The sequence below is a fragment of the Novosphingobium sp. TK71 genome, from assembly GCF_055361505.1.
This window is the reverse complement of the sequence record NZ_CM143962.1, coordinates 2,624,354-2,643,588: the sequence shown is the minus strand read 5'-3', so window position 1 is coordinate 2,643,588 and position 19,235 is coordinate 2,624,354. Positions and strand designations below refer to the sequence as shown.

19 protein-coding genes are annotated in these 19,235 nt (G+C 62.9%); 9 read left to right on the top strand and 10 right to left on the bottom strand.

Annotated elements, in window-relative coordinates:
* Positions 1 to 31: 31 nt before the first annotated feature.
* On the bottom strand, positions 32 to 1,078 hold the full coding sequence (locus ACXJ16_RS12320; protein WP_054441119.1) for a diacylglycerol/lipid kinase family protein: 1,047 nt from the start codon (positions 1,076 to 1,078) through the stop codon (positions 32 to 34).
* Positions 1,079 to 1,249: 171 nt separating this feature from the next.
* Here ACXJ16_RS12320 and ACXJ16_RS12315 point away from each other — a divergent pair, with 171 nt between their 5' ends.
* From ACXJ16_RS12315 to ACXJ16_RS12305, 3 genes are read left to right on the top strand one after another with little or no spacing between them, the layout of a single operon-like run.
* Complete coding sequence (locus tag ACXJ16_RS12315; RefSeq protein WP_324697640.1) at positions 1,250 to 2,386, top strand: CDP-alcohol phosphatidyltransferase family protein; 1,137 nt, start codon at positions 1,250 to 1,252, stop codon at positions 2,384 to 2,386.
* Positions 2,387 to 2,399: 13 nt separating this feature from the next.
* On the top strand, positions 2,400 to 2,828 hold the full coding sequence (locus tag ACXJ16_RS12310; RefSeq protein WP_185998266.1) for an HIT family protein: 429 nt from the start codon (positions 2,400 to 2,402) through the stop codon (positions 2,826 to 2,828).
* Positions 2,829 to 2,841: 13 nt separating this feature from the next.
* Positions 2,842 to 3,168: a YnfA family protein gene (locus ACXJ16_RS12305; RefSeq protein WP_054441112.1), complete on the top strand. Its 327-nt coding sequence runs from the start codon at positions 2,842 to 2,844 to the stop codon at positions 3,166 to 3,168.
* A 47-nt stretch (positions 3,169 to 3,215) separates the two neighbouring features.
* On the opposite strand, the gene phbB is transcribed toward ACXJ16_RS12305, so the two are convergent.
* Both phbB and ACXJ16_RS12295 read right to left on the bottom strand, forming a co-directional pair.
* Entirely contained in the window at positions 3,216 to 3,938 is a 723-nt protein-coding gene (phbB, locus tag ACXJ16_RS12300; RefSeq protein WP_054441110.1) for an acetoacetyl-CoA reductase, read from the bottom strand.
* A gap of 142 nt (positions 3,939 to 4,080) precedes the next feature.
* A complete protein-coding gene (locus ACXJ16_RS12295; protein WP_463920765.1) occupies positions 4,081 to 4,797 on the bottom strand; it encodes a hypothetical protein in 717 nt (238 codons plus the stop codon).
* A gap of 311 nt (positions 4,798 to 5,108) precedes the next feature.
* Between ACXJ16_RS12295 and ACXJ16_RS12290 the strand changes: the two genes are divergently transcribed.
* The 5 genes from ACXJ16_RS12290 to ACXJ16_RS12270 all read left to right on the top strand — a co-directional run bounded on the left by ACXJ16_RS12290 (position 5,109) and on the right by ACXJ16_RS12270 (position 11,320).
* Positions 5,109 to 5,576: a DUF3576 domain-containing protein gene (locus tag ACXJ16_RS12290; RefSeq protein WP_054441108.1), complete on the top strand. Its 468-nt coding sequence runs from the start codon at positions 5,109 to 5,111 to the stop codon at positions 5,574 to 5,576.
* A gap of 72 nt (positions 5,577 to 5,648) precedes the next feature.
* Positions 5,649 to 8,180 (top strand): leucine--tRNA ligase, encoded by a 2,532-nt coding sequence (gene leuS, locus ACXJ16_RS12285; RefSeq protein WP_324697647.1) that lies wholly within the window; start codon positions 5,649 to 5,651, stop codon positions 8,178 to 8,180.
* A gap of 71 nt (positions 8,181 to 8,251) precedes the next feature.
* Entirely contained in the window at positions 8,252 to 8,689 is a 438-nt protein-coding gene (gene lptE, locus ACXJ16_RS12280) for an LPS assembly lipoprotein LptE (RefSeq protein ID WP_165913267.1), read from the top strand.
* Between the two features lie 24 nt (positions 8,690 to 8,713).
* A complete protein-coding gene (gene holA / locus ACXJ16_RS12275) occupies positions 8,714 to 9,772 on the top strand; it encodes a DNA polymerase III subunit delta (protein WP_324697649.1) in 1,059 nt (352 codons plus the stop codon).
* Positions 9,773 to 9,919: 147 nt separating this feature from the next.
* The gene (locus tag ACXJ16_RS12270) at positions 9,920 to 11,320 is read left to right on the top strand and encodes a sugar transferase (protein ID WP_054441101.1); all 1,401 of its coding nucleotides are present in this window, start codon (positions 9,920 to 9,922) and stop codon (positions 11,318 to 11,320) included.
* 66 nt (positions 11,321 to 11,386) lie between these two features.
* On the opposite strand, the gene ACXJ16_RS12265 is transcribed toward ACXJ16_RS12270, so the two are convergent.
* The 5 genes from ACXJ16_RS12265 to ACXJ16_RS12245 form a co-directional block, all read right to left on the bottom strand.
* Positions 11,387 to 14,134, bottom strand: coding sequence for a NosD domain-containing protein (locus tag ACXJ16_RS12265; protein WP_463920764.1), 2,748 nt, complete (start codon positions 14,132 to 14,134; stop codon positions 11,387 to 11,389).
* 26 nt (positions 14,135 to 14,160) lie between these two features.
* Positions 14,161 to 14,616: a hypothetical protein gene (locus ACXJ16_RS12260; protein ID WP_054441095.1), complete on the bottom strand. Its 456-nt coding sequence runs from the start codon at positions 14,614 to 14,616 to the stop codon at positions 14,161 to 14,163.
* 102 nt (positions 14,617 to 14,718) lie between these two features.
* Complete coding sequence (locus tag ACXJ16_RS12255) at positions 14,719 to 15,225, bottom strand: LptA/OstA family protein (protein WP_054441093.1); 507 nt, start codon at positions 15,223 to 15,225, stop codon at positions 14,719 to 14,721.
* Positions 15,222 to 15,869: an LPS export ABC transporter periplasmic protein LptC gene (gene lptC, locus ACXJ16_RS12250; protein WP_054441090.1), complete on the bottom strand. Its 648-nt coding sequence runs from the start codon at positions 15,867 to 15,869 to the stop codon at positions 15,222 to 15,224. Before lptC ends, ACXJ16_RS12255 begins: the two co-directional genes overlap by 4 nt.
* Before the next feature lie 18 nt (positions 15,870 to 15,887).
* A complete protein-coding gene (locus ACXJ16_RS12245) occupies positions 15,888 to 16,511 on the bottom strand; it encodes a ribonuclease D (protein ID WP_054441088.1) in 624 nt (207 codons plus the stop codon).
* A gap of 94 nt (positions 16,512 to 16,605) precedes the next feature.
* Between ACXJ16_RS12245 and ung the strand changes: the two genes are divergently transcribed.
* The gene (ung, locus tag ACXJ16_RS12240) at positions 16,606 to 17,295 is read left to right on the top strand and encodes a uracil-DNA glycosylase (RefSeq protein ID WP_324697662.1); all 690 of its coding nucleotides are present in this window, start codon (positions 16,606 to 16,608) and stop codon (positions 17,293 to 17,295) included.
* A gap of 42 nt (positions 17,296 to 17,337) precedes the next feature.
* On the opposite strand, the gene ACXJ16_RS12235 is transcribed toward ung, so the two are convergent.
* Together ACXJ16_RS12235 and ACXJ16_RS12230 are read right to left on the bottom strand one after the other, a co-directional pair.
* Entirely contained in the window at positions 17,338 to 17,646 is a 309-nt protein-coding gene (locus ACXJ16_RS12235; protein WP_463920763.1) for a putative quinol monooxygenase, read from the bottom strand.
* Positions 17,647 to 17,801: 155 nt separating this feature from the next.
* On the bottom strand, positions 17,802 to 19,235 hold the full coding sequence (locus ACXJ16_RS12230; protein ID WP_054441086.1) for a glutamate synthase subunit beta: 1,434 nt from the start codon (positions 19,233 to 19,235) through the stop codon (positions 17,802 to 17,804).

The window sequence follows — 19,235 nt, the reverse complement described above, 5'->3', positions numbered from 1 at the left end:
CGCCCGGAAATCAAGCGCCGGAAAACTGTTTTCAGGGGACCACGAACGTCAGTTGCGGGCCTTCCTCAAGCACGTAATCGCCGCCCGGGAACGCTTCGCCATCGAGGATGAAGGAGCCGTCCAGTTCAAGATCGACGGCGCTGGCGCAGAAACGATGAACGCCGCGCCGTTCAAGAAACTTGCCCCAGAACCCGAACAGAACCGCCGGAAGCAGGGCAATGACCCAGCGCACCGGCCAGTCGATAACACCCAGCTTCATGCCCGGGGCCACGTCGCTGCCGAAGGGGCGGGCGCCGAGCGGGAAACGCTCGAACGTCGTTGCGACGGCCATGAAGCGCTCGTCCGAACGGCCTGGCCCTTGATAAGGCAAGTCGCGGCCGGTGTGGCGGTTCACCAGACGGGTGGGCGTGCAGGAACGCCATGGGTTGCCGGCACGGCCGAACAGGGTCTGGATGATGCCCCAAAGGACCGTCAGGCCCACGGCAAAGCTGTTGAACGCGCCCCGGCGGTGCGCTTCCTGGCCAGCCTCGGTGGCGAGCGCGAATGCCCCGGTGCCGAGGATGAAGCCCTGAATGCAACCGTTGCTGTCATCCCTCGAGGAAATCCGCAGGGGACGGCGGGTCAGCTTGTTGCCCTTGTGCGCCGCGGCGAGAGCTTCGGCGAGCGACCATTGGTTAGGTAGGCCAAGATCGATGGCGAGCGCATTTGTCTTTCCCTTGGGAAGGACGATGAAGGTCGGCCATTCCTCACCGAAGATATCTGCGCCGCAGGTCAGAACGTCGCGCACCGTTCCGTCTCCGCCGTCCACCACGAGATAGTCGATCCCGCGGCGGGCGAAGCTTTCGAGCACGCCGTAGAGATCCGTGCGGGTGCGCGGCGTTTCCGTAAGGATGTTGGAACAGTCCGCCATCTCGGGCGCGTGGCCCTTGTTGCGGTGGCTGCGAGGATTGCGGATGATACCTACGAGAGGCACGGCGCGGCCCCGCTGGGCTGAACGCGCCAGGCTGGCCGATTTGCGCCGGCCGTCATGCTCACCGGATGTCGGCAGCGTTTCGAATTCGTAAATGGTTCCGTACACGGGGGCCTATGTAGGCATCCCGAGCCGAAAAATCATCAGGAAACATCAACTGACACATTAAGGTTACAGTTCTATGGCGGATTAGCGCCACTTGCAAGACCCTCAATTTCCTGCGCGTTCTGTGCAACTCGCAAGATTGCCAGTGGAGGCGTGACATATTACGGCCGGTCCATGGTCGAAAATGACACTCCCCCTCTCGTCGTCAATATCGGCGAAAACCCCGTTCAGCTCTGGGGTCTTACGATGGCCGAGCGCGTCGCGCGCATCGCGCGCGCGAACGGACTGGTTCCCGGCTCTACCGTTCCTGCAGGCCCTGCGGTTCTTTCGAACGCCGCTTTTGCGTGGGATCCGGCGTGGTTCAAATACATCACCACGCGCCCCGGCATGGTGCTCACGCTCGGCGGTGTCCCCGCGCTCGCTTATGCGGCCGATGCAGATCAGGCCTCCCGAGTCGCGGAGGCGATGAGATCGGGCACTCCGCTTGGCGATCCACCGGGACTCGATGTGGTTGCCTTCGAGAGTGGCCCCACCGTGGAAAACAAGCAGCTTCGCAAGCGCGAGACGCCGTTTCTCATGGCGCTTGACGCTGAGACCGTGCGTCCGATCGAAAGGGCCAGCTACTTCGGGGCCTACAAGGGCGTCACCGATGTACTGACCAAATACCTCTGGCCGGAATGGGCCCTGGTACTGACGCGCGTCTGCGCGAAGCTGCACATCACGCCGAACATGGTCACCGCCGTCGGCGCGGTGTTCTGCGTGGCCGCGACCTTCCTCTTCGCCTACGGGCACTATTGGCTCGGAATGGCGCTGGGCCTCGTGTTCATGGTTCTGGACACCGTTGACGGCAAACTGGCCCGCTGCACGATCACGTCTTCGGAATGGGGTAATGTTGCGGACCACGGCATGGATCTCGTCCATCCACCGTTCTGGTGGTGGTTCTGGGCAACCGGCCTCGCTACCTGGGGCCTGGCCTACGATACGACTACCTTCTGGTGGGTGCAGGGAGCGATCCAGGGCGGATACGTTGTTCAGCGCCTGATCGAAGGCGTGTTCATGAGGCAGAACAGCCTGATGCACATTCACGTCTGGCGCAAGTTCGATAGCCGGTTCCGGCTCATCACGGCCCGTCGCAACCCCAACATGGTGATCCTGTTCGTCGCCATGCTGTTCGCGCGACCGGATCTTGGCCTGATCGCCGTGGCGTGGTGGACCGCGATTTCCTGCCTCGTTCATGCCGTGCGCCTGGTGCAGGCCTGGATCGTTCGGGCGCGGGGCGGCCAGATCACCTCGTGGTTGGCGGAAACCTGAAGGAGCGTCGGTAATGAACGGGACGATGGAAAAGTTCGGCTATCCGGCCACGCTCGTCGCCGAATTCGATCACTGGGTGGTGCTGGCAAGGCCTGCCCAGCCGACGCTGGGTTCGCTGGTACTGGCGGCGAAGTCGGAGGCCACCGCGTTCGGTGATCTCGCCGCCGAAGCACATGCCGACCTGAAGATCGTGACCGCCGCGATCGAAAGCGCGTTGGGCAAGGCGGTTTCCTATGCCCGAATAAACTACCTCATGTTGATGATGGTGGACCCTCACGTCCATTTCCATGTGATCCCGCGTTACGAAGGTACCCGCGAATGGAAGGGGCGGGAGTTCGTCGACTGTGGCTGGCCCAAGGTTCCCGACCTGGGACATGCGGTTTCGCTGGAAGGCCCGGACCTTGCCGAACTGGTCAAGTGGCTCAGGCAGGCGTTCGGCTGAAGGCACGCAGGCCGTGCTGTCAGTCCTGATCTACGTCGGTGCGGCGCTTGCCGAGATCGGCGGGTGCTTTGCCTTCTGGGCCTGGTTGCGCATGGGAAAGTCGCCGCTCTGGCTCATTCCCGGCTGCATGTCGCTGGCGATCTTCGCCTGGCTGCTGACGCTGGTCGAAAGCGATCATGCCGGGCGTGCCTATGCGGCTTACGGCGGAATCTACATAGCCTCCGCGCTGCTGTGGCTCTGGCTGGCGGAAGGTGTGAAGCCGGATCGCTGGGATATGGGAGGCGCCGCGCTTTGTCTTGTCGGGGCGGCAGTGATCCTGTTCGGACCGCATCGGGGATAGTTGCGTATCAGGCGACGGCCGGGCCCCCGCCTGATACGCGTAACGCCTCAATACATGTGTTGGCCGCCGTTGATGCTCAACGTCGATCCCGTCACGAACGCTGCATTTTCCGAGCAGAGGAACGCGCAGCCGCGAGCGATTTCGTAAGCGCTGCCGAGGCGGCCGACGGGAATCTTCGCCACGATCTTCTCAAGGACCGGTGCGGGAACGGCTGCCACCATGTCCGTGTCGATGTAGCCGGGCGCGATGGCGTTGACGGTGACGCCGTACTTGGCGCCTTCCTGCGCCAGGGCCTTCGTGAAGCCATGGATGCCGGATTTGGCTGCGGCGTAGTTCACCTGGCCATATTGTCCGGCCTGGCCGTTGATCGAGCCGATATTGACGATGCGACCCCAGCCGCGATCCCGCATTCCGGAAAACGTGGCCTTGGCCATGTTGAAGCAACCGCCAAGATTGATTCGCATGACTTCGTTCCAGTCGTCGAAGGTCATCTTGTGAAGCACGCCGTCACGGGTGATGCCCGCGTTGTTGATGACGATGTCCACGGGACCGACTTCTTCGGTCACCCTTGCCACGCCCTCAAGCGTGGCTTCGTGGTCGCCGACGTCCCACCGGTAGGCAGGGATTCCGGTCCGTTCCGTAAAGGCCTTTGCCTTCTCTTCATTGCCTGCGTAATTTGCAACTACGGTGTGACCCCGTTCCTGGAGGGCCAGTGAAACAGCCTCCCCGATACCCCTGGTCCCACCGGTAACGATAGCAACGCGCGCCATAGAAAGCCTTTCGCCTTTTAGTGAAGCATCCACCACCTGCAGTGCTATGGAAACCAGCCGCGCAGGGCAAGCCGAAGCCCATCGCTCCCGGAGCTTATTTGCGGCGAATTGATTGAGAGAAGTGCAATTATGGCTGCACGGATCAGAACCTGAATTGGGTTCCTACGTACACTGCCTGACTGTCCTGGCGGCCATCGGTGAGGGGAACAAGGCGTTCCCGCTCTTGCGAATAACGCAGGCCGGCAGTGACATCGAGATTCTCGGTGACGCGGTAGGCGCCCCCCAGATCGACTTCGCCCGCTTCACCCGAGAACGTGCGAGGGGCGCGACCTGCCACATGCTTTTCATCGATCGAGATTCGGGGGCTGAAGCGCGATTCCTTCTGGTCGACCGTTCCGGCCTGAAGGCTGAATTTCTTCAACTCTGGCGCATCGGAAAGCCCCTTGCCCAAGGCTTGCGGCGCCGTTTCGGGGGCAAAGTTCTGATAGCCGCGCGCCACGCCGAGATTGAAGGCGTTGGGAGCTATGCGAAGGGGCCCGACATCCTTGTCGGTGCGGGCGATCTGAAGGCGGTTACGCACGATAATCGCCTTCGCCGCTTCCGGATCGAAGCGAACGGCAACCGTAACCGCGCGTTCGAGGCGGCCCGGAGGTGCTGCCGGAGTGAAGGGAAACGGTTGACCTTTGGCAAGAGAGCGCATGGCGATGGCGCGCGACAGGTTTTCTGGAGAGGTCTCCGGATCGAGCGAATCGACCGATTTCTCCGTCTGCGCGGTCTTGAAATTGGTGGTGAACGCAAGAACGGCGCTGGGAAGGGCAAGCACGGTCACGCAGCAGGCCAGCAAGAGGCCGGTCTTCATTCCGCCTTTCGACGCGCGTGTTGCTTCGGCTTCCATTGCGAAATTCCCGCCTTGCCTTTCCATCTCGCCGGTTCACGATCCTGTTGCGGGATCGGCGTCCCACCGTTCCGCGATCTTTCAGGCTTGCAACTTAACACAGCCTGATCGCGGATGGGAGAGGGGCGTTCAGCATGCGTTTAGCCTTGCACCCGTTATGGCGGCAAGCTGATGCAGCCGCACTTGCCGCCCGGGCAACGGCGGCTATAGAGGCGTTTCACGGCAGGTTTACCGGAAGTCCGGCGAACGCGCCAAGACAGGAACTGGGAATTACGATGACAGGCAGCACCCATACCGGCCTTCTCTCCGCTCGATCGCTGGCGACTGCGGGCTTTTGCGCCGTCGCGGCGCTTGCGCTGGCCGGTTGCGGCGGTGGCAGGAAGCAGGTCCAGTCCTCGATCGCCCCTTCGGCGGTGACGACGATCGGCGTGAACAGCTACCTGTGGCGCGCCAGCCTCGATTCGCTCTCGTTCATGCCGCTGCTCCAGTCGGACAGCGCCGGCGGCGTCATCGTCACCGATTGGTACACCAATCCCAAGGAACCCAACGAGCGCGTCAAGATCACGGTGATGATCCTCGACAAGGACCTGCGTGCCGACGCCCTGCGCGTGACCGGCCAGCGCGAAGTCTCGACCAACGGCGTCTGGGCGCCGGCGCCGGTTCAGGCTGCAACGGTGCAGAAGCTTGAGGACATCATCCTCACCCGCGCCCGTGACCTTCGCCGCAATTCGATCGGCGGCTGATAGTTTTTTCATACGCGGCACCGGCCGGTGCCGCGAAATTGCGGGAATATGCCCGCAGGAGACTCGATTAAGATGACCGAGCGGTTCGATCCGGCTCAGGCGGACACGCGCTGGCAGGCTGCGTGGGACGACGCGCAGTGTTTCAAGGCGGACGATACCTCGTCGAAGCCGCGCAGCTTCGTGCTTGAGATGTTCCCCTATCCTTCGGGGCGCATCCATATCGGCCACGTGCGCAATTACACGATGGGCGACGTGCTGGCGCGCTACAAGCGCATGACAGGCCATGAAGTGCTCCACCCGATGGGCTGGGACGCGTTCGGCATGCCCGCCGAAAACGCGGCCATGGAAAAGGGCGTCCACCCCGGCGGCTGGACGCGCGAGAACATCGCCAACATGAAGGCGCAGTTGAAGCGCCTGGGCTTTGCGCTCGACTGGAGCCGCGAGATCGCCACCTGCGAGCCGGAATACTACGGCCACGAGCAGGCGCTGTTCCTCGATCTCTACGCAAACGATCTGGTTTACCGCAAGGAATCGGCGGTGAACTGGGATCCGGTTGACATGACCGTGCTCGCCAATGAACAGGTGATCGACGGGCGCGGCTGGCGCTCGGGCGCGCTGGTGGAGAAGCGCAAGCTCTCCCAGTGGTTCCTCAAGATCACCGACTTCGCCGACGAACTGCTGGACGGTCTCTCCACGCTCGACAAGTGGCCCGAGAAGGTCCGCACGATGCAGGAGAACTGGATCGGCAAGAGCCAGGGCCTGCAGTTCAAGTTCGACCTGACTGCCGAAGTCGGCGGTATCGGTTCGGTAGAAGTCTACTCGACCCGTCCGGACACGATCTTCGGTGCCAGCTTCGTCGCCGTCGCCGCCGATCACCCGATCGCGCAGGCGGTTGCGCAGGGTCGTCCCGAGGTCGAGGAATTCATCGCGCTGTGCAAGCAGGGCGGCACTACTGCGGCCGAACTCGAAACCGCTGAAAAGCTGGGCTTCGATACCGGCGTGAAGGCCAGGCACCCGTTCACGGGCGCCGAACTGCCGGTGTTCATCGCCAACTTCGTGCTGATGGACTACGGCACCGGCGCGGTCATGGCCGTTCCCGGTCACGACCAGCGTGACTTCGAATTCGCCACCAAGTACCAGTTGCCGATCCTGCGCGTCGTCGCGGCGAGCGAAGCCGATGCCGACAAGCCGTTCGACGGCGAGTCCGAGGCCGGTGATGGCGTCTGCGTCCATTCCGACTTCCTCAACGGCATGGCCGTGAAGGACGCCAAGGCCGCCGTCATCGCGCGCGCCGAGGCCGAAGGTTGGGGTGAGGGCAAGACCGTGTGGCGCCTGCGCGACTGGGGCGTCTCGCGCCAGCGCTATTGGGGCACGCCGATCCCGTTCATCCACTGCGAGGTTTGCGGCGTGGTGCCGGTGCCCAAGAAGCACCTGCCGGTCACGCTGCCCGAGGACGTCGATTTCTCGACCCCCGGCAACCCGCTCGTTCGCCACCCGACCTGGAAGCATGTCGATTGCCCGCAGTGCGGCCACGCCGCGCGTCGCGAAACCGACACGCTCGACACTTTCGTCGACTCTTCGTGGTACTTCCTGCGCTTCGCCAGCCAGCCGGAGGATCGTCCGTTCGATCCGGCCAAGATCGCCGAATGGCTGCCGGTGGAACAGTACATCGGCGGTATCGAGCATGCGATCCTGCACTTGCTCTACGCGCGTTTCTGGACGCGCGCGCTGGCCCGCATCGGCAAGGTCGAGGTGAAGGAGCCCTTCGCCAGCCTGTTCACGCAGGGCATGGTCACGCACGAGACCTACTTCCGGATCAACGATGCCAACGGTCAGCCGATCTACTTCTCGCCCGGCGAGATCGACCGGACCTCGGACGGTGCGACGCTGAAGGCTGACGGTGCCGCCGTCGAAGTCGGCCGCGTCATCAAGATGTCGAAGTCGAAGAAGAACGTCGTCGACCCCGACGAGATCGTCGCGACTTACGGCGCCGACGCGATCCGCTGGTTCATGCTGTCAGACAGCCCGCCGGAGCGCGACCTGCCATGGTCGGAAGCCGGCATCGAGGGCTGCGGCCGCTTCGTGCAGCGCCTCTGGCGTCTGTTCGCCCAGTACGACGCTTCGGCGACGGGCGAGGACAAGGCCATCGACCGCAAGGCCCACCAGACGGTGGCTGCGGTGGCTTCGGACATCGAATCGCTGGGCTTCAACAAGGCCGTGGCGCGCATCTACGAACTGACCGGCGCGGTCGAGAAGGCGGCCCCTTCGGCCAGCCGCTCGAACGCGATCCGCACGCTTCTGCTGCTCGTCTCGCCGATGATGCCGCACCTCGCCGAAGAAGCTTTCGAAACCTTCGGGGAAGGCCTCGTCTCGCAGGCTTCATGGCCGGAAGTCGATCCGGCGCTGCTGGTCGAGGACGAAGTGACCGTGGCCGTCCAGGTGAAGGGCAAGCTGCGCGACACCCTGACCGTGGCCAAGGGCACTTCGAAGGAAGAGCTTGAAGCGCTTGCCCTTGCCAGCGAGAAAGTGCAGCGTGCGCTGGATGGAGCCGAGGTGAGGAAAGTGATCGTCGTTCCCGACCGCCTGGTCAATCTCGTCGCGTGAAGCGTTTCCTGCGCCTTGTCGGACCCGTCCTCCTCGGAGCGGTGACGCTGACCGGCTGTGGCCTCCAGCCGATGTATTCGGGCGGGGGCAGCGGTGCGGTGGCGCGGGGTCTCACAGGCGTACAGGTCGCCGCGATCGAGGGGCGTGCAGGTTGGCTGGTGCGCAATGCGCTGGTCGATCAGCTTGGCTCCGACAAGTCGGACGCCTCACCGCGCTATCGCCTCGACGTGCGTCTTGACGATAAGCTTGAAGGCTTCGCCCTTCTCTCGGACGACACTATCGGCCGTGAACGGCGCACCCTGCGCGCGCGCTACCAGCTTGTTGACCTGTCCAGCAACGAGATCGTGCTGGACGCCACGGCAGGTTCGGATGCGGGGATCGACGTGGTTTCTTCGGACTATGCAACGATCGCGGCCGAGCAGACCGCGCTCGAAAACATGTCGAAGGATGTTGCAAGCCGTATCGTCACGACCGTCGCGCTGCGCTTGCGCGGCGATACGAAGCAGTAATCCGGCAATGCGGGCTGCGGAAAGATGAAGGCGACCCAGAAGGATTTCGGTGGTCTTGCGACCCGCGCTGCTCAGCAGGCGCGGGTCTTCTTCTTTTGCGGACCGGATGAGGCCGGGGCAAGCGACGCTGCCGCCCGGATCGTCTCGCTCCTCCCCGATCCTGGCGAGCGTGTCGAGATGGCGGGCTCCGATCTTCGCAAGGACCCGGTAAGGCTCGGCGACGAGGCGCGTTCAAATTCGCTGTTCGGAGGTACTTCGCGCCACATCTGGGTGCGTGCGCAAGGCGACGAGGCGCATGATGCCGTACAGATCTTGATCGAGAACGAGGTCGATGCCTGTCCGGTGCTGATCGTTGCGACCGGGGCGACCGACAAGTCGCGAACGGCCAAGCTGCTTGCGGCAAGGCCGGATGGGCTGGTGGCCATGTTCTATCCGCCCGATCTCGGCGCTGCGACAAGCGCGGTACGGACCATGGCCAACGGGGCCGGGCTCAAGATGGGCAGCGACCTTGCGGAAAGGATTGCGCGCGCATCGGGTCTGGATACTCGCCTTGCCCGCTCCGAAGTGACGAAGCTGGCGCTCTATCTCGACGCAGGCCCGGAAACGCCGCGACCGGTGACGGCAGCCGACCTCGATGCGGTTGGAGCCTCTACGGAGGACGATGACTTCGGACCCCTGGTCGATGCCGTGCTGGGTGGGCGACGTGAGGCGATTGGTCCGGAACTCAAGAGAATGCGGGACCAGGGGATCAATCCCGTGGGCCTGCTCCTGGCCTTTGAGCGCAGGACAGCGCAGTTGGCCGCGCTCAACGCGCGACTCGGGCGCAGTGGCGATGTAGCGGGGCTGATCGATTCGGAGACCGCTGCCCGCCGGATTTTCTGGAAAGACAAGGCGGCGCTTGGCGCTCAACTCAGGATTTGGCGGGGAAATCGGCTGGAAAGGCTCGTTGCCCGACTTATTGCGTTGCACCAATCGCTGCTTGGGAACAGCCAGGACGCAGAGCTGTTCTTGTCGGAAGGATTGGTCGAAATCGCACGAATTGCGTGTTTGGATGTTAAACACCGGATAAATAGAACAGCTTAACTGAATTTACTTTCCACACACGTGGTGGTGTTCATAAGGGCAAATACCTATTGCGCTGCAACATCGGGCATTATGCCCCTGGCATCGCGACAGGTACTGGACAGGGAGCCTATGGGCGTGAGTTCGGCAATCAGGAGCGTTGAACGAATGAATGCACCATTCGCCATTTCGCCTGAAGCGATACAGCGTTCCGAGGCTGACGAACTCCTTGTTGCGCCTTCGCTGGAGCGTCGACGTCTGCAATGCTACGTCGCCCTGCTTCTGGGCGATATCGTTGCGCTTATCACAGGCTTTGCCGTCGCCGGTCTGCTGTATGACACTGACCAGGGCGCGCAGATGTCGCTCGTCTATGGCCAGGTACTGCTCCCCATTTTCCTGACCCTGGCGTTATACAATGCCGCTTATTCTACCGACGCGCTGCGCGATGGCTGGCGCGGCATTTTCCGTGCGGAAATGTCGATGGTCGTGGCGGTTGTCGTGGTCGTGTTCGTGCAGTTCCTGATGAAATCCTCGGCAGAACTCTCTCGCGGAGCCTTCAGCAGCGGCGTCATCTGCGCGATGGCGCTGATCGCCTGGACGCGCCTGCAACTGCGCAGTTTCGTGACATGGCGCTGCGGTACCAACGTCATCAACGAACTGGTGATCGACGATGGCGGTCCGCAACTGCGGATTCCCGGCACCATTCGGGTATCCGCTGCCGCCATGGGGATTCGTCCCAATCTCAAGGACCCGCATTCGCTCGACCGTGTCGGCCTGGTGCTTCGCAACATCGACAGGGTTATCGTCAGCTGCCCCGCGGACCGGCGCATGGAATGGGCGATGATCCTCAAGGGGGCGAATGTCGACGGTGAAGTGCTGGACGATGAAGTGGTACGCCTCGGTGCCCAGGGCGCCCGCGTCGCTGGAAAGCATGGTCTGCTGCTGGTTTCGGCAGGACCGCTGGGACTGCGGGAGCGCGCGATCAAGCGGATCTTCGACGTAGCCTTCTCGGGCGCGGCGATCCTCGCCTTGTCGCCCTTGCTGCTGGTCGTGGCGATCGCGGTTAAGCTTCAGGATGGAGGACCGGTGTTCTTCGTCCAGCGCCGGATGGGCCGCGGCAACCGGTTCTTCAATATGTACAAGTTCCGCAGCATGACGCAGACTTTGTGCGACAGCGACGGCAGTGTCTCGGCATCGAAGCAGGACCAGCGGATTACCGCAGTTGGTCGCTTCATCCGTAAGACCAGCATCGACGAACTGCCCCAGTTGTTCAACGTTCTGCTGGGCGACATGAGTCTTGTCGGACCCCGACCGCATGCCACGGGTTCGCTGGCGGGTGAGAAGCTGTTCTGGGAAATCGACCTGCGGTACTGGCAGCGTCACAGCCTGAAGCCTGGCCTGAGCGGGCTGGCGCAAATTCGCGGCTACCGCGGGGCCACCGATCACGAATCCGATCTGGTGAATCGCCTTCAGTCCGATCTCGAATATCTCGAAGGCTGGACCATCATGCGCGACTTGCAGATCATGTTCCTTACCCTTCGTGTTCTGGTGCACGATCGCGCATTCTGATTGCTGCCAGCCTTCGGTTCCGGCTTTCGGAGGTGCCCGAAGCGTTTCGAGCACCTCCTTTACCGTTCAGGCTTCGGTCTGCACCGCGGTGACATCCCATTTCAGGTCGGCGGCATTATAGATGGCCGTCGCGTAAGTCGTCTTTCCGGCAGTCGTCGCGATGGGAAGAGCCGCACCGATGGCACGATAGATGGCGTTCCATGCGACAGTGCGGGTAGTCCCGTTATCCTTGAGACGGAACCGGATCACTTGCCCGTCGAATGCCGAGCCGGTCGGGGCATTGATGGTCAGGGCTGCGGTCAGGGCTGTGCGAATGAAGCTCGATGCAGCCGAAAGATCGGGCGTGATGGTTCCCGATGCCGCGCTGCTGGCCACGTCGGGAGAGCATGTGGCGATCGGGGCCCAGGTCACCAGCGGAGCGATGTAGGTCCAGGTCGCGGTTCCGTCTGTTATGGCCGTGCCCGTGCCGCTGGGACCGCTGCCGGTTGCAGAAGTGCCGGCGATCGTGCAGCGATAGACGCTGGTTCCGACATAGCGGATATCCCCGATCACATAAGCCGTGGTGCCCGCCCAAGCGAGGTTGGTATCCCAGCCATGGTCAAGCGCGATCCGGGCGATCACGCCGCCCAAAGCCATTGTGGCGCCCGATTCAAGCCTGGTCCCGCGGCATATGCCCCCCAGGGAACCGATGGATGATGTTGCCGGAATCGGGAGCGACTGGGTGATCCCCGTGCTGCGATTGCCACTATAGAAGACGCGGACGCGCCCCTTGCTGGGCGTGAGATCCGTGATCGTGTCGAAGACGTTGTCCGCCACCATGACGTTGCTGTAGTTGGAACCGTTCTGGTATTCGTAGCCGAGGTGATAGGTGATCGCGGAGGCCAGATCTTCCACACGGTTGCCCCGAAGCTCCGACCATGCTCCCGAATTGGCGTAGCAATAGGAAGCGATGCCGACCGATCCGGCCGGGAGCGAGCAACCCGGCAAAGTCTTCAGGGTATTGTCGATGATCCGCCCGGTCGACTGGATCAGGCGCTTGGCTGCGGAAGTTGCGAGCGGTGCGGAGTCGAACTCCAGCAGATTGCCCTGGATGATGGACTTGTTGCCGATGCTGGCATCGAGGATGCCGACGTTGCGCAGGACATTGTTCGACACCACCATCGATCGCATGGCGGTGTCGCCCTTGATCCAGCCGAGGTCATGATCGCCTTCGTAGATGCAGGTATTTCCCGTCCACAGAACGCGGTCCGCATCGTCCAAGGTGTCGAAGCCGGCAAGCTTGGTGTCGAAGAAGGTGTTGCCGCGTTGATAGCGAATGGAACTGACGGTTCCTTCGAGGCTACCGATACCCTCGGTCCCGACCAGTTCGACAGTGACTTCATCGATGACGACGATGCCGTAATAGGCTTGTGTCAGCGCCGTTCCCACAGCGCCGCTCTTGGTTCGGATGTTGACAAGCTGATCGCTACCGAAGCCATGGCTGGCTGCCGTCACCAATCGAACCCGGCCATCGGTGCCGGCGCTGGAAGCGACGGTCACGCTGCTCATGTATCCGGTCTGGTTGAAGATTGCGGCGATGTTCTTCGCCCGTTTGGTCTGGATCAGGACGTTGTTTGCGAAGACGTTGTTGAGCGAGGCGTAGAAGATGGAAGTGCAGAAATTGCCCGCATTGCGGACGAAGTTGCCCGTTACGGTGCAGTTGAAGCAGCCCTCCAGGTCCAGAGCTGTATCGAGCACATCTTCCACGACATTGCCGGTGATGGTCATGCCGTCGCCGTTGTTGCCGTAGATGGCGCCGTTCGTTCGGCACAGGTAGTTGCCCGTAATCTGGACGTTGCGCACCCGACGCGCCATCCAGACTTCACCGCCTTCCGCACTCGGTGCACCGCCGCCCCACCATGAGACCTTGCCGCCTCGAAATACGTTGCCGGTAATCGCCACGTCCTTGACGAATTCAAGCCGTACGAGCGACGCGTTGTACCGGCCGCTATCGCCGTAATTGTTGGCGATGACGATGTTCGAGGAAAGGTCGCCGAAATCCGGCCCGGACGAGAAGCCTGCCGTCACGGCGGGATCGACGCCGACACCTTCGTCGCCGGCCACGCCGTTTGCCGACTTGTATAGGCCGCGAATGTCGGCACCGTGGGTAATGGATACCCCGCCCGTGTTCACCAGTCGGTTTCCGACGAACCAGAGGAAACGAATATTGGCCGCGAACAACGCAATGCCGACATTGGAAACGTCGCCCTCGAATGCGCAGTTTTCGATGCGGATGTGTTCGTAGAAGGAACTGAACGCTTCTGCCGCGCTGACATTCTGGTTGACGTTGAAGAAGTTCGCATCGCCTGCGTTAACCAGATGGATGCCCGAGATCGTGCACTTCGGAGTGAGCGCGATCGCCTTCACGAGCCTGAACTTGCGGCCCTTCTCGGCCGTGAGCGTGAAGCCCTCGGGATAAAGTGCGTGCATGGTATCTACGGCTTGCTGCAGCAGCGCCGAATTGTCGGTCACGCCGTCCCCCCGGCAGCCGAACCATTCGATCATGGCCACGGGGCCGGGCGTGCGTTCCCAAGCCCCCAGCGCTCCACTTGGCGTTTCGCCGGGAGGCACGTAGATACCGCGATTAGGGTCTGCCTGCACCTTTGCGGACATGTCCCCATCGCGCCAGGTGAAGCTGCCCTCCCGTCCTCCTTCGGCCAGATAGGCGCGCTGACGCTCGGACAGGCTGGCCAGTTCGTTGCGGTCGAGCGATATGCGCTGGGTTGTTTTTCCGATCCTTGCGGCCAGTCCGCGAGCGACGACGTCCATGCTCATGATGAGATCTCCTGATCGTGCCGTGGTTACTGTGCGAGGCGATAGACGAGGGTGCCCGAGGCGAGGGTTATGTCGAGATAGAGCGCGGCTCCATTCTCTTCCTCGGTCCACACCTGTTCGCAGGCATTGGCCGAGAACGTCGCCCACGGCGTGCCGGCAACGGTCACGGCGTTGCGCGTCGCGCCGCCGTCCGTCGATCGGCGCAGACTGACCGTGCCGCTCCACGTGCCGGAGAGCGCTAGGACTACGGGGCGCGACAGGGAGGGAACGAAGGGTCCGGCAACGATGGACTGGGATGTCGAGCCAGACAGCGCATTGGCAGCCGCTGCCGCCACGTTCCGTACGAGGAGAGGGTCGCCGGCAGCGACGCTTACAGGCAGGGGGGAGGTGTTACGGACCGTCGCAAAAGCTCCGGCTTCGTCGGAAAATCCGATCGCGAAAGCCGGGGCATAACCTGCGGGAACTGCTATGGGATTGCTCATCGGGGCTCCTTTCAATGAGGAAGGCCCGAATCCAGATACGCATCACGAGGGGTGTAGGAAAATTCTTTCGGCAGTGCGCCTTCAGGAAACTACCAGAATCGGTCAGTTTTTCTTCTTGGGCACATTGAAGGTGCCCTGCACACGGCCGCCGGAGGCTGAAGAGACCCCGCTCTTGAGATCCATCACGAACCGGCCGCCGCGAAGCGTATCGCCGCTGCCGCGCTTGAGCGTGGCATTGCCGACCATCGTGATGATGCGCTGGTTGAAGTCGTAGATCGCGGTATCGCCCGTGGCGATCTGGTCCTGGCGGGTGACGACGACGTTACCGCTGGCGGTGATGCGCTGGACCTGATTTCCCGCAGTGTAATCCATCACGGTTCGCGCCGCACGCAGGCGCAGATCGGCCTGGGTGATATCGACATTTCCGGTCAGCACGACGCGGCCCTGCTTGTCCTGAAGCTCGATCCGATCGGCCCCGAAATCGACGGGCGCATCGGAGTTGTGGCCGGAAATCCCCTGCGCACCAAGCTGCTGGCCAGCGGCGAACAGGGCAAGCCCGATCACGGGCGCGGCAATGGCGATACGAAGAAGGCGGGGGCGGGGCGTCATTGGGGTATCCTCAGCTTGCCGGGCGTTATGCGCATCCGGGCATTGCCTTCAAGCGTTACGGTGCGGTTTTCGAGGTCGGCGTGCATGGCATCGGCCTTGAAAGGACCGGAGGGCATGGTGCCCTGAACGCCGCCGGAAGCGACCGCGGTCTTGTTCTTGATGTCGACGTCGACCTTGCTGGTGGTCATGGTGTAGCCATCGGCGGCCTTGAAGTTCACCGGGCCATCCACCGCCATCGTATCGTTGTCGAAATTGTAGGCGCCGCGCGGCGCGACGATATCTGCCGGGCCATCGCGCATGCTCATCTTGGCGACGAGCTGCTGCATTTCGACGATCGGAATTTCAGGCGATCGCTGGACGGCGGTGCCGGCGGTCACCACGAAATCGCGGCCCAGATTGTCCTGGCCTCGATAAGCGGCGTTGGACACGGCGATCCGCTCCCCGGTCGTATCGACCTTGTTGCGGTCCAGCAGGAAGCTGATCTCACCGCGAGGGGAGAGCGGAACCAGGATCATGACGGCGGCAACCAGGCCGATACCCGCAGGCAGGGCCTTGGACAGAAATGCCACCATGCGATCGTGCGAACCGCCGGGCGCGGCGAAGTGCCGGCGGCGGTTACGGACCTGGTTGGCTTCGACCGACATCGCTGGTTGCGCTCCCGATCAGGCGGCTTCGTGGCTGAAGATATCGTGGTTGGGCCAGCCGGCAAGGTCGAGCCGGGCGCGTGCGGGCAGGAAGTCGAAGCAGGCCTGCGCGATTTCGGTACGGTTCTCTCGTGCAAGCCGCACGACCAGAATCTCATGCATGGCGTGCAGATAGCGCACGTCCGAGGCGGCATAGTCCTTCTGCGCATCGGTGAGCTCAGCCGCACCCCAGTCGCTCGACTGCTGCTGCTTCGATACTTCCTTGCCCAGAAGCTCGCGCACGAGGTCTTTCAGACCGTGGCGATCGGTGTACGTGCGCACCAGCTTGCTAGCGATCTTGGTGCAGAACACCGGCGCGGCCGTGACGCCGAGGTAATGTTCGATCGCAGCGAGGTCGAAGCGGGCGAAGTGATAGAGTTTCAACCGCGAGGGATCGGCCAGCACCGCCTTCAGGTTCGGCGCGGCAAAGTCGCTGCCGGGCGCAAAGCGGACGAGATGCTCGTCGCCTTTTCCGTCGGAAATCTGGACCACGCAGAGGCGGTCGCGCGGGGTGATCAAACCCATCGTTTCAGTGTCGACAGCGACGGGTCCCGGCGCAAGCACGCCCTCGGGGAGATCTTCTTCGTGGAGATAGACAGCCATGGTCCGGAAATGCTTAGGGACTGGGCCTGCGTTAGGCAATGGGCGGATGGTCCGGGATGCCGGTTACCGCCGACAAATCGGGAGTATGGCGCGAATGGAAACTTCAGTAGCCATGCAGAGCGTGCCGCCATCGTGGCAATCTGCGCTCGGCCCCGTGCTGGATTCCCCCGAATCGCGCCAGCTCGGTGAATGGCTGAATGCCGAGGAAGCAGCAGGGAAACGGATTTTCCCACCGCGCGGAAGTCGTTTCAGCGCCCTGGAACTGACACCGCTCGGCGAAGTCCGTGTCGTCATCCTGGGGCAGGATCCCTACCACGGCGCCGGGCAGGCACATGGGCTGGCCTTTTCCGTCGCCCATGGCGTGCGGGTCCCGCCGTCGCTGGTCAACATGTACAAGGAACTGGCCACCGATTGCGGCATTGCCGCGCCGGGACACGGCAACCTCGAACACTGGGCCCGGCAAGGCGTACTTCTGCTCAACAATGCGCTGACGGTCGAAGAGGGGCGGGGAGGATCGCACCAGAACAAGGGCTGGGAAGCGATCACCGATGCCGCCGTCGCGGCGGTTGCGGCCAAGGAGGAGCCTTGCGTGTTCCTGCTCTGGGGCAATCACGCCAGGAAGAAGGCGATGCGGGTGCCGGGGCTCGCTTCGAGCCATCACCTGGTGCTGACGGCACCGCATCCCAGCCCGCTCTCGGCCTACGCGGGATTTTTCGGGTGCCGGCATTTCAGCAAGGCGAATGCGTTTCTCGAAGCGAACGGACGTGGGCGGATCGACTGGTAGGTTTGCCACCTGGCGCCCCGGATCACGTTCGGGAGAAGGGGGTCAGGCAGCCCGGCCTGGAATGGCTTCGTCCATGAAGTAATGGCTCATTGTGCCGCCCACGCCCAGATCGCCAAAGGCGGCGCGAAAGCGGCCGAAGCTGTCGAGCTTGCGCGCGGAATCGTGCGCTTCCATCGAGGTCCACACGACGTTGAACGTGAACTTCGACGGGTTTTCCACACCTCGGCCGAAACGGATCGAAACAACGCCTTCGCAGGCGGAGAGTTGTTCCAGCCCGACCTCGCGCATGGCGGCGGAAAAGGCTTCCTCCGTGCCGGGGCGGACTTCTATCTCGGCGATTTCCAGCAGCATCAGGTCATTCTCCCATTCGCCCGCCAAACTCCCCGAGCGTGTTCGCGAGGTCAACGCGGATGCGCCAGAAATCGCTGCCGCGTCGGAATCCTCAGTTCAAACGAAAAGGGCGCCCGCTGCCGGACGCCCTTCCTGTTCGTTCCACGTGTAACGTGTCAGCGCGGCAGTTCGGAAACGCCCATGAGCGCCTCGTCCACCGCGCGGGCGCACTGGCGACCTTCGCGGATGGCCCAGACGACCAGCGACTGGCCGCGACGCATGTCGCCACAGGCATAGATTGCCGGATCGCTGGTGCGGTAGTCGGCCATGGTGGCCTTGACGTTGCCGCGTGCGTCCAGTTCGACGCCCGACTGGTCGAGCATGCCGGCCTTGCGCGGACCGACGAAGCCCATGGCGAGCAGGATGAGGTCGGCTTCGAGCGTGAACTCGCTGCCTTCGACTTCCTGCATCTTGCCGTCCTTCCACTCGACGCGGACGCATTCGAGGGCGCGGACGTCGTTGTCGCCGATGACGCGCTTGGTCAGCACGGCCCAGTCACGCTCGACACCTTCTTCGTGGCTCGACGAAGTACGCAGCTTGAGCGGCCAGTTCGGCCAGGACATCGCCTTGTTTTCGTGAAGCGGCGGCTTGGGCATGATTTCGAGCTGGGTGACCGAAGCCGCACCCTGGCGGTTCGAGGTGCCTACGCAGTCGGAGCCGGTGTCGCCGCCGCCGATGACGATGACATGCTTGCCGGTAGCCGAGAGCGTGCCGCGCGGGGCGGCGCGCAATTCGTCGTCACCCGCGTTGCGCTTGTTCTGCTGGGTCAGGAACTCCATCGCGAAGCGTACGCCGGGCAGTTCGAAGCCCGGAATGTTCAGCGGACGGGGATCTTCGGCACCGCCGGAGAAGACCACGAGGTCGAAGTTTTCCTTCAGCGAGGCGACCGATACCGTCACGCCGACTTCGGTGGATGTCCGGAATTCCACGCCTTCCGCCATCATCTGCACGAGACGACGGTTGATGAGGTGCTTTTCCATCTTGAAGTCGGGGATGCCGTAGCGAAGCAGGCCACCGACGCGGTCGCTCTTCTCGAACACGGTGACCGAGTGGCCGGCGCGGGCGAGCTGCTGTGCGCAGGCCATGCCTGCCGGCCCGGAGCCGACGACGGCCACCGACTTGCCGGTCTTCTTCGCGGCAGGCTTCGGCGTGATCCAGCCTTCCTGCCAGCCCTTGTCGACGATCGCGCATTCGATCGACTTGATGGTGACAGGCTGGTCCACGATGTTCAGCGTGCAGGCCGCCTCGCACGGAGCGGGGCAGATGCGACCGGTGAACTCGGGGAAGTTGTTGGTCGAGTGGAGGACTTCCAGCGCGTTGCGGAAGTCGTCCTCGTAAACCAGGTGGTTCCAGTCCGGGATGATATTGTTGACCGGACAGCCGGTATGGCAGTGCGGCACGCCGCAGTTCATGCAGCGTGACGCCTGGTCCTTCAGCGCCTGCGGCGCGAGCGGGACTACGAACTCGTTGTAGTTCTTGAGGCGCTCCTTGGCATCGCCATAAGTGCGGTCCTGGCGGTCCAGTTCGAGGAAGCCGGTTTCCTTGCCCAT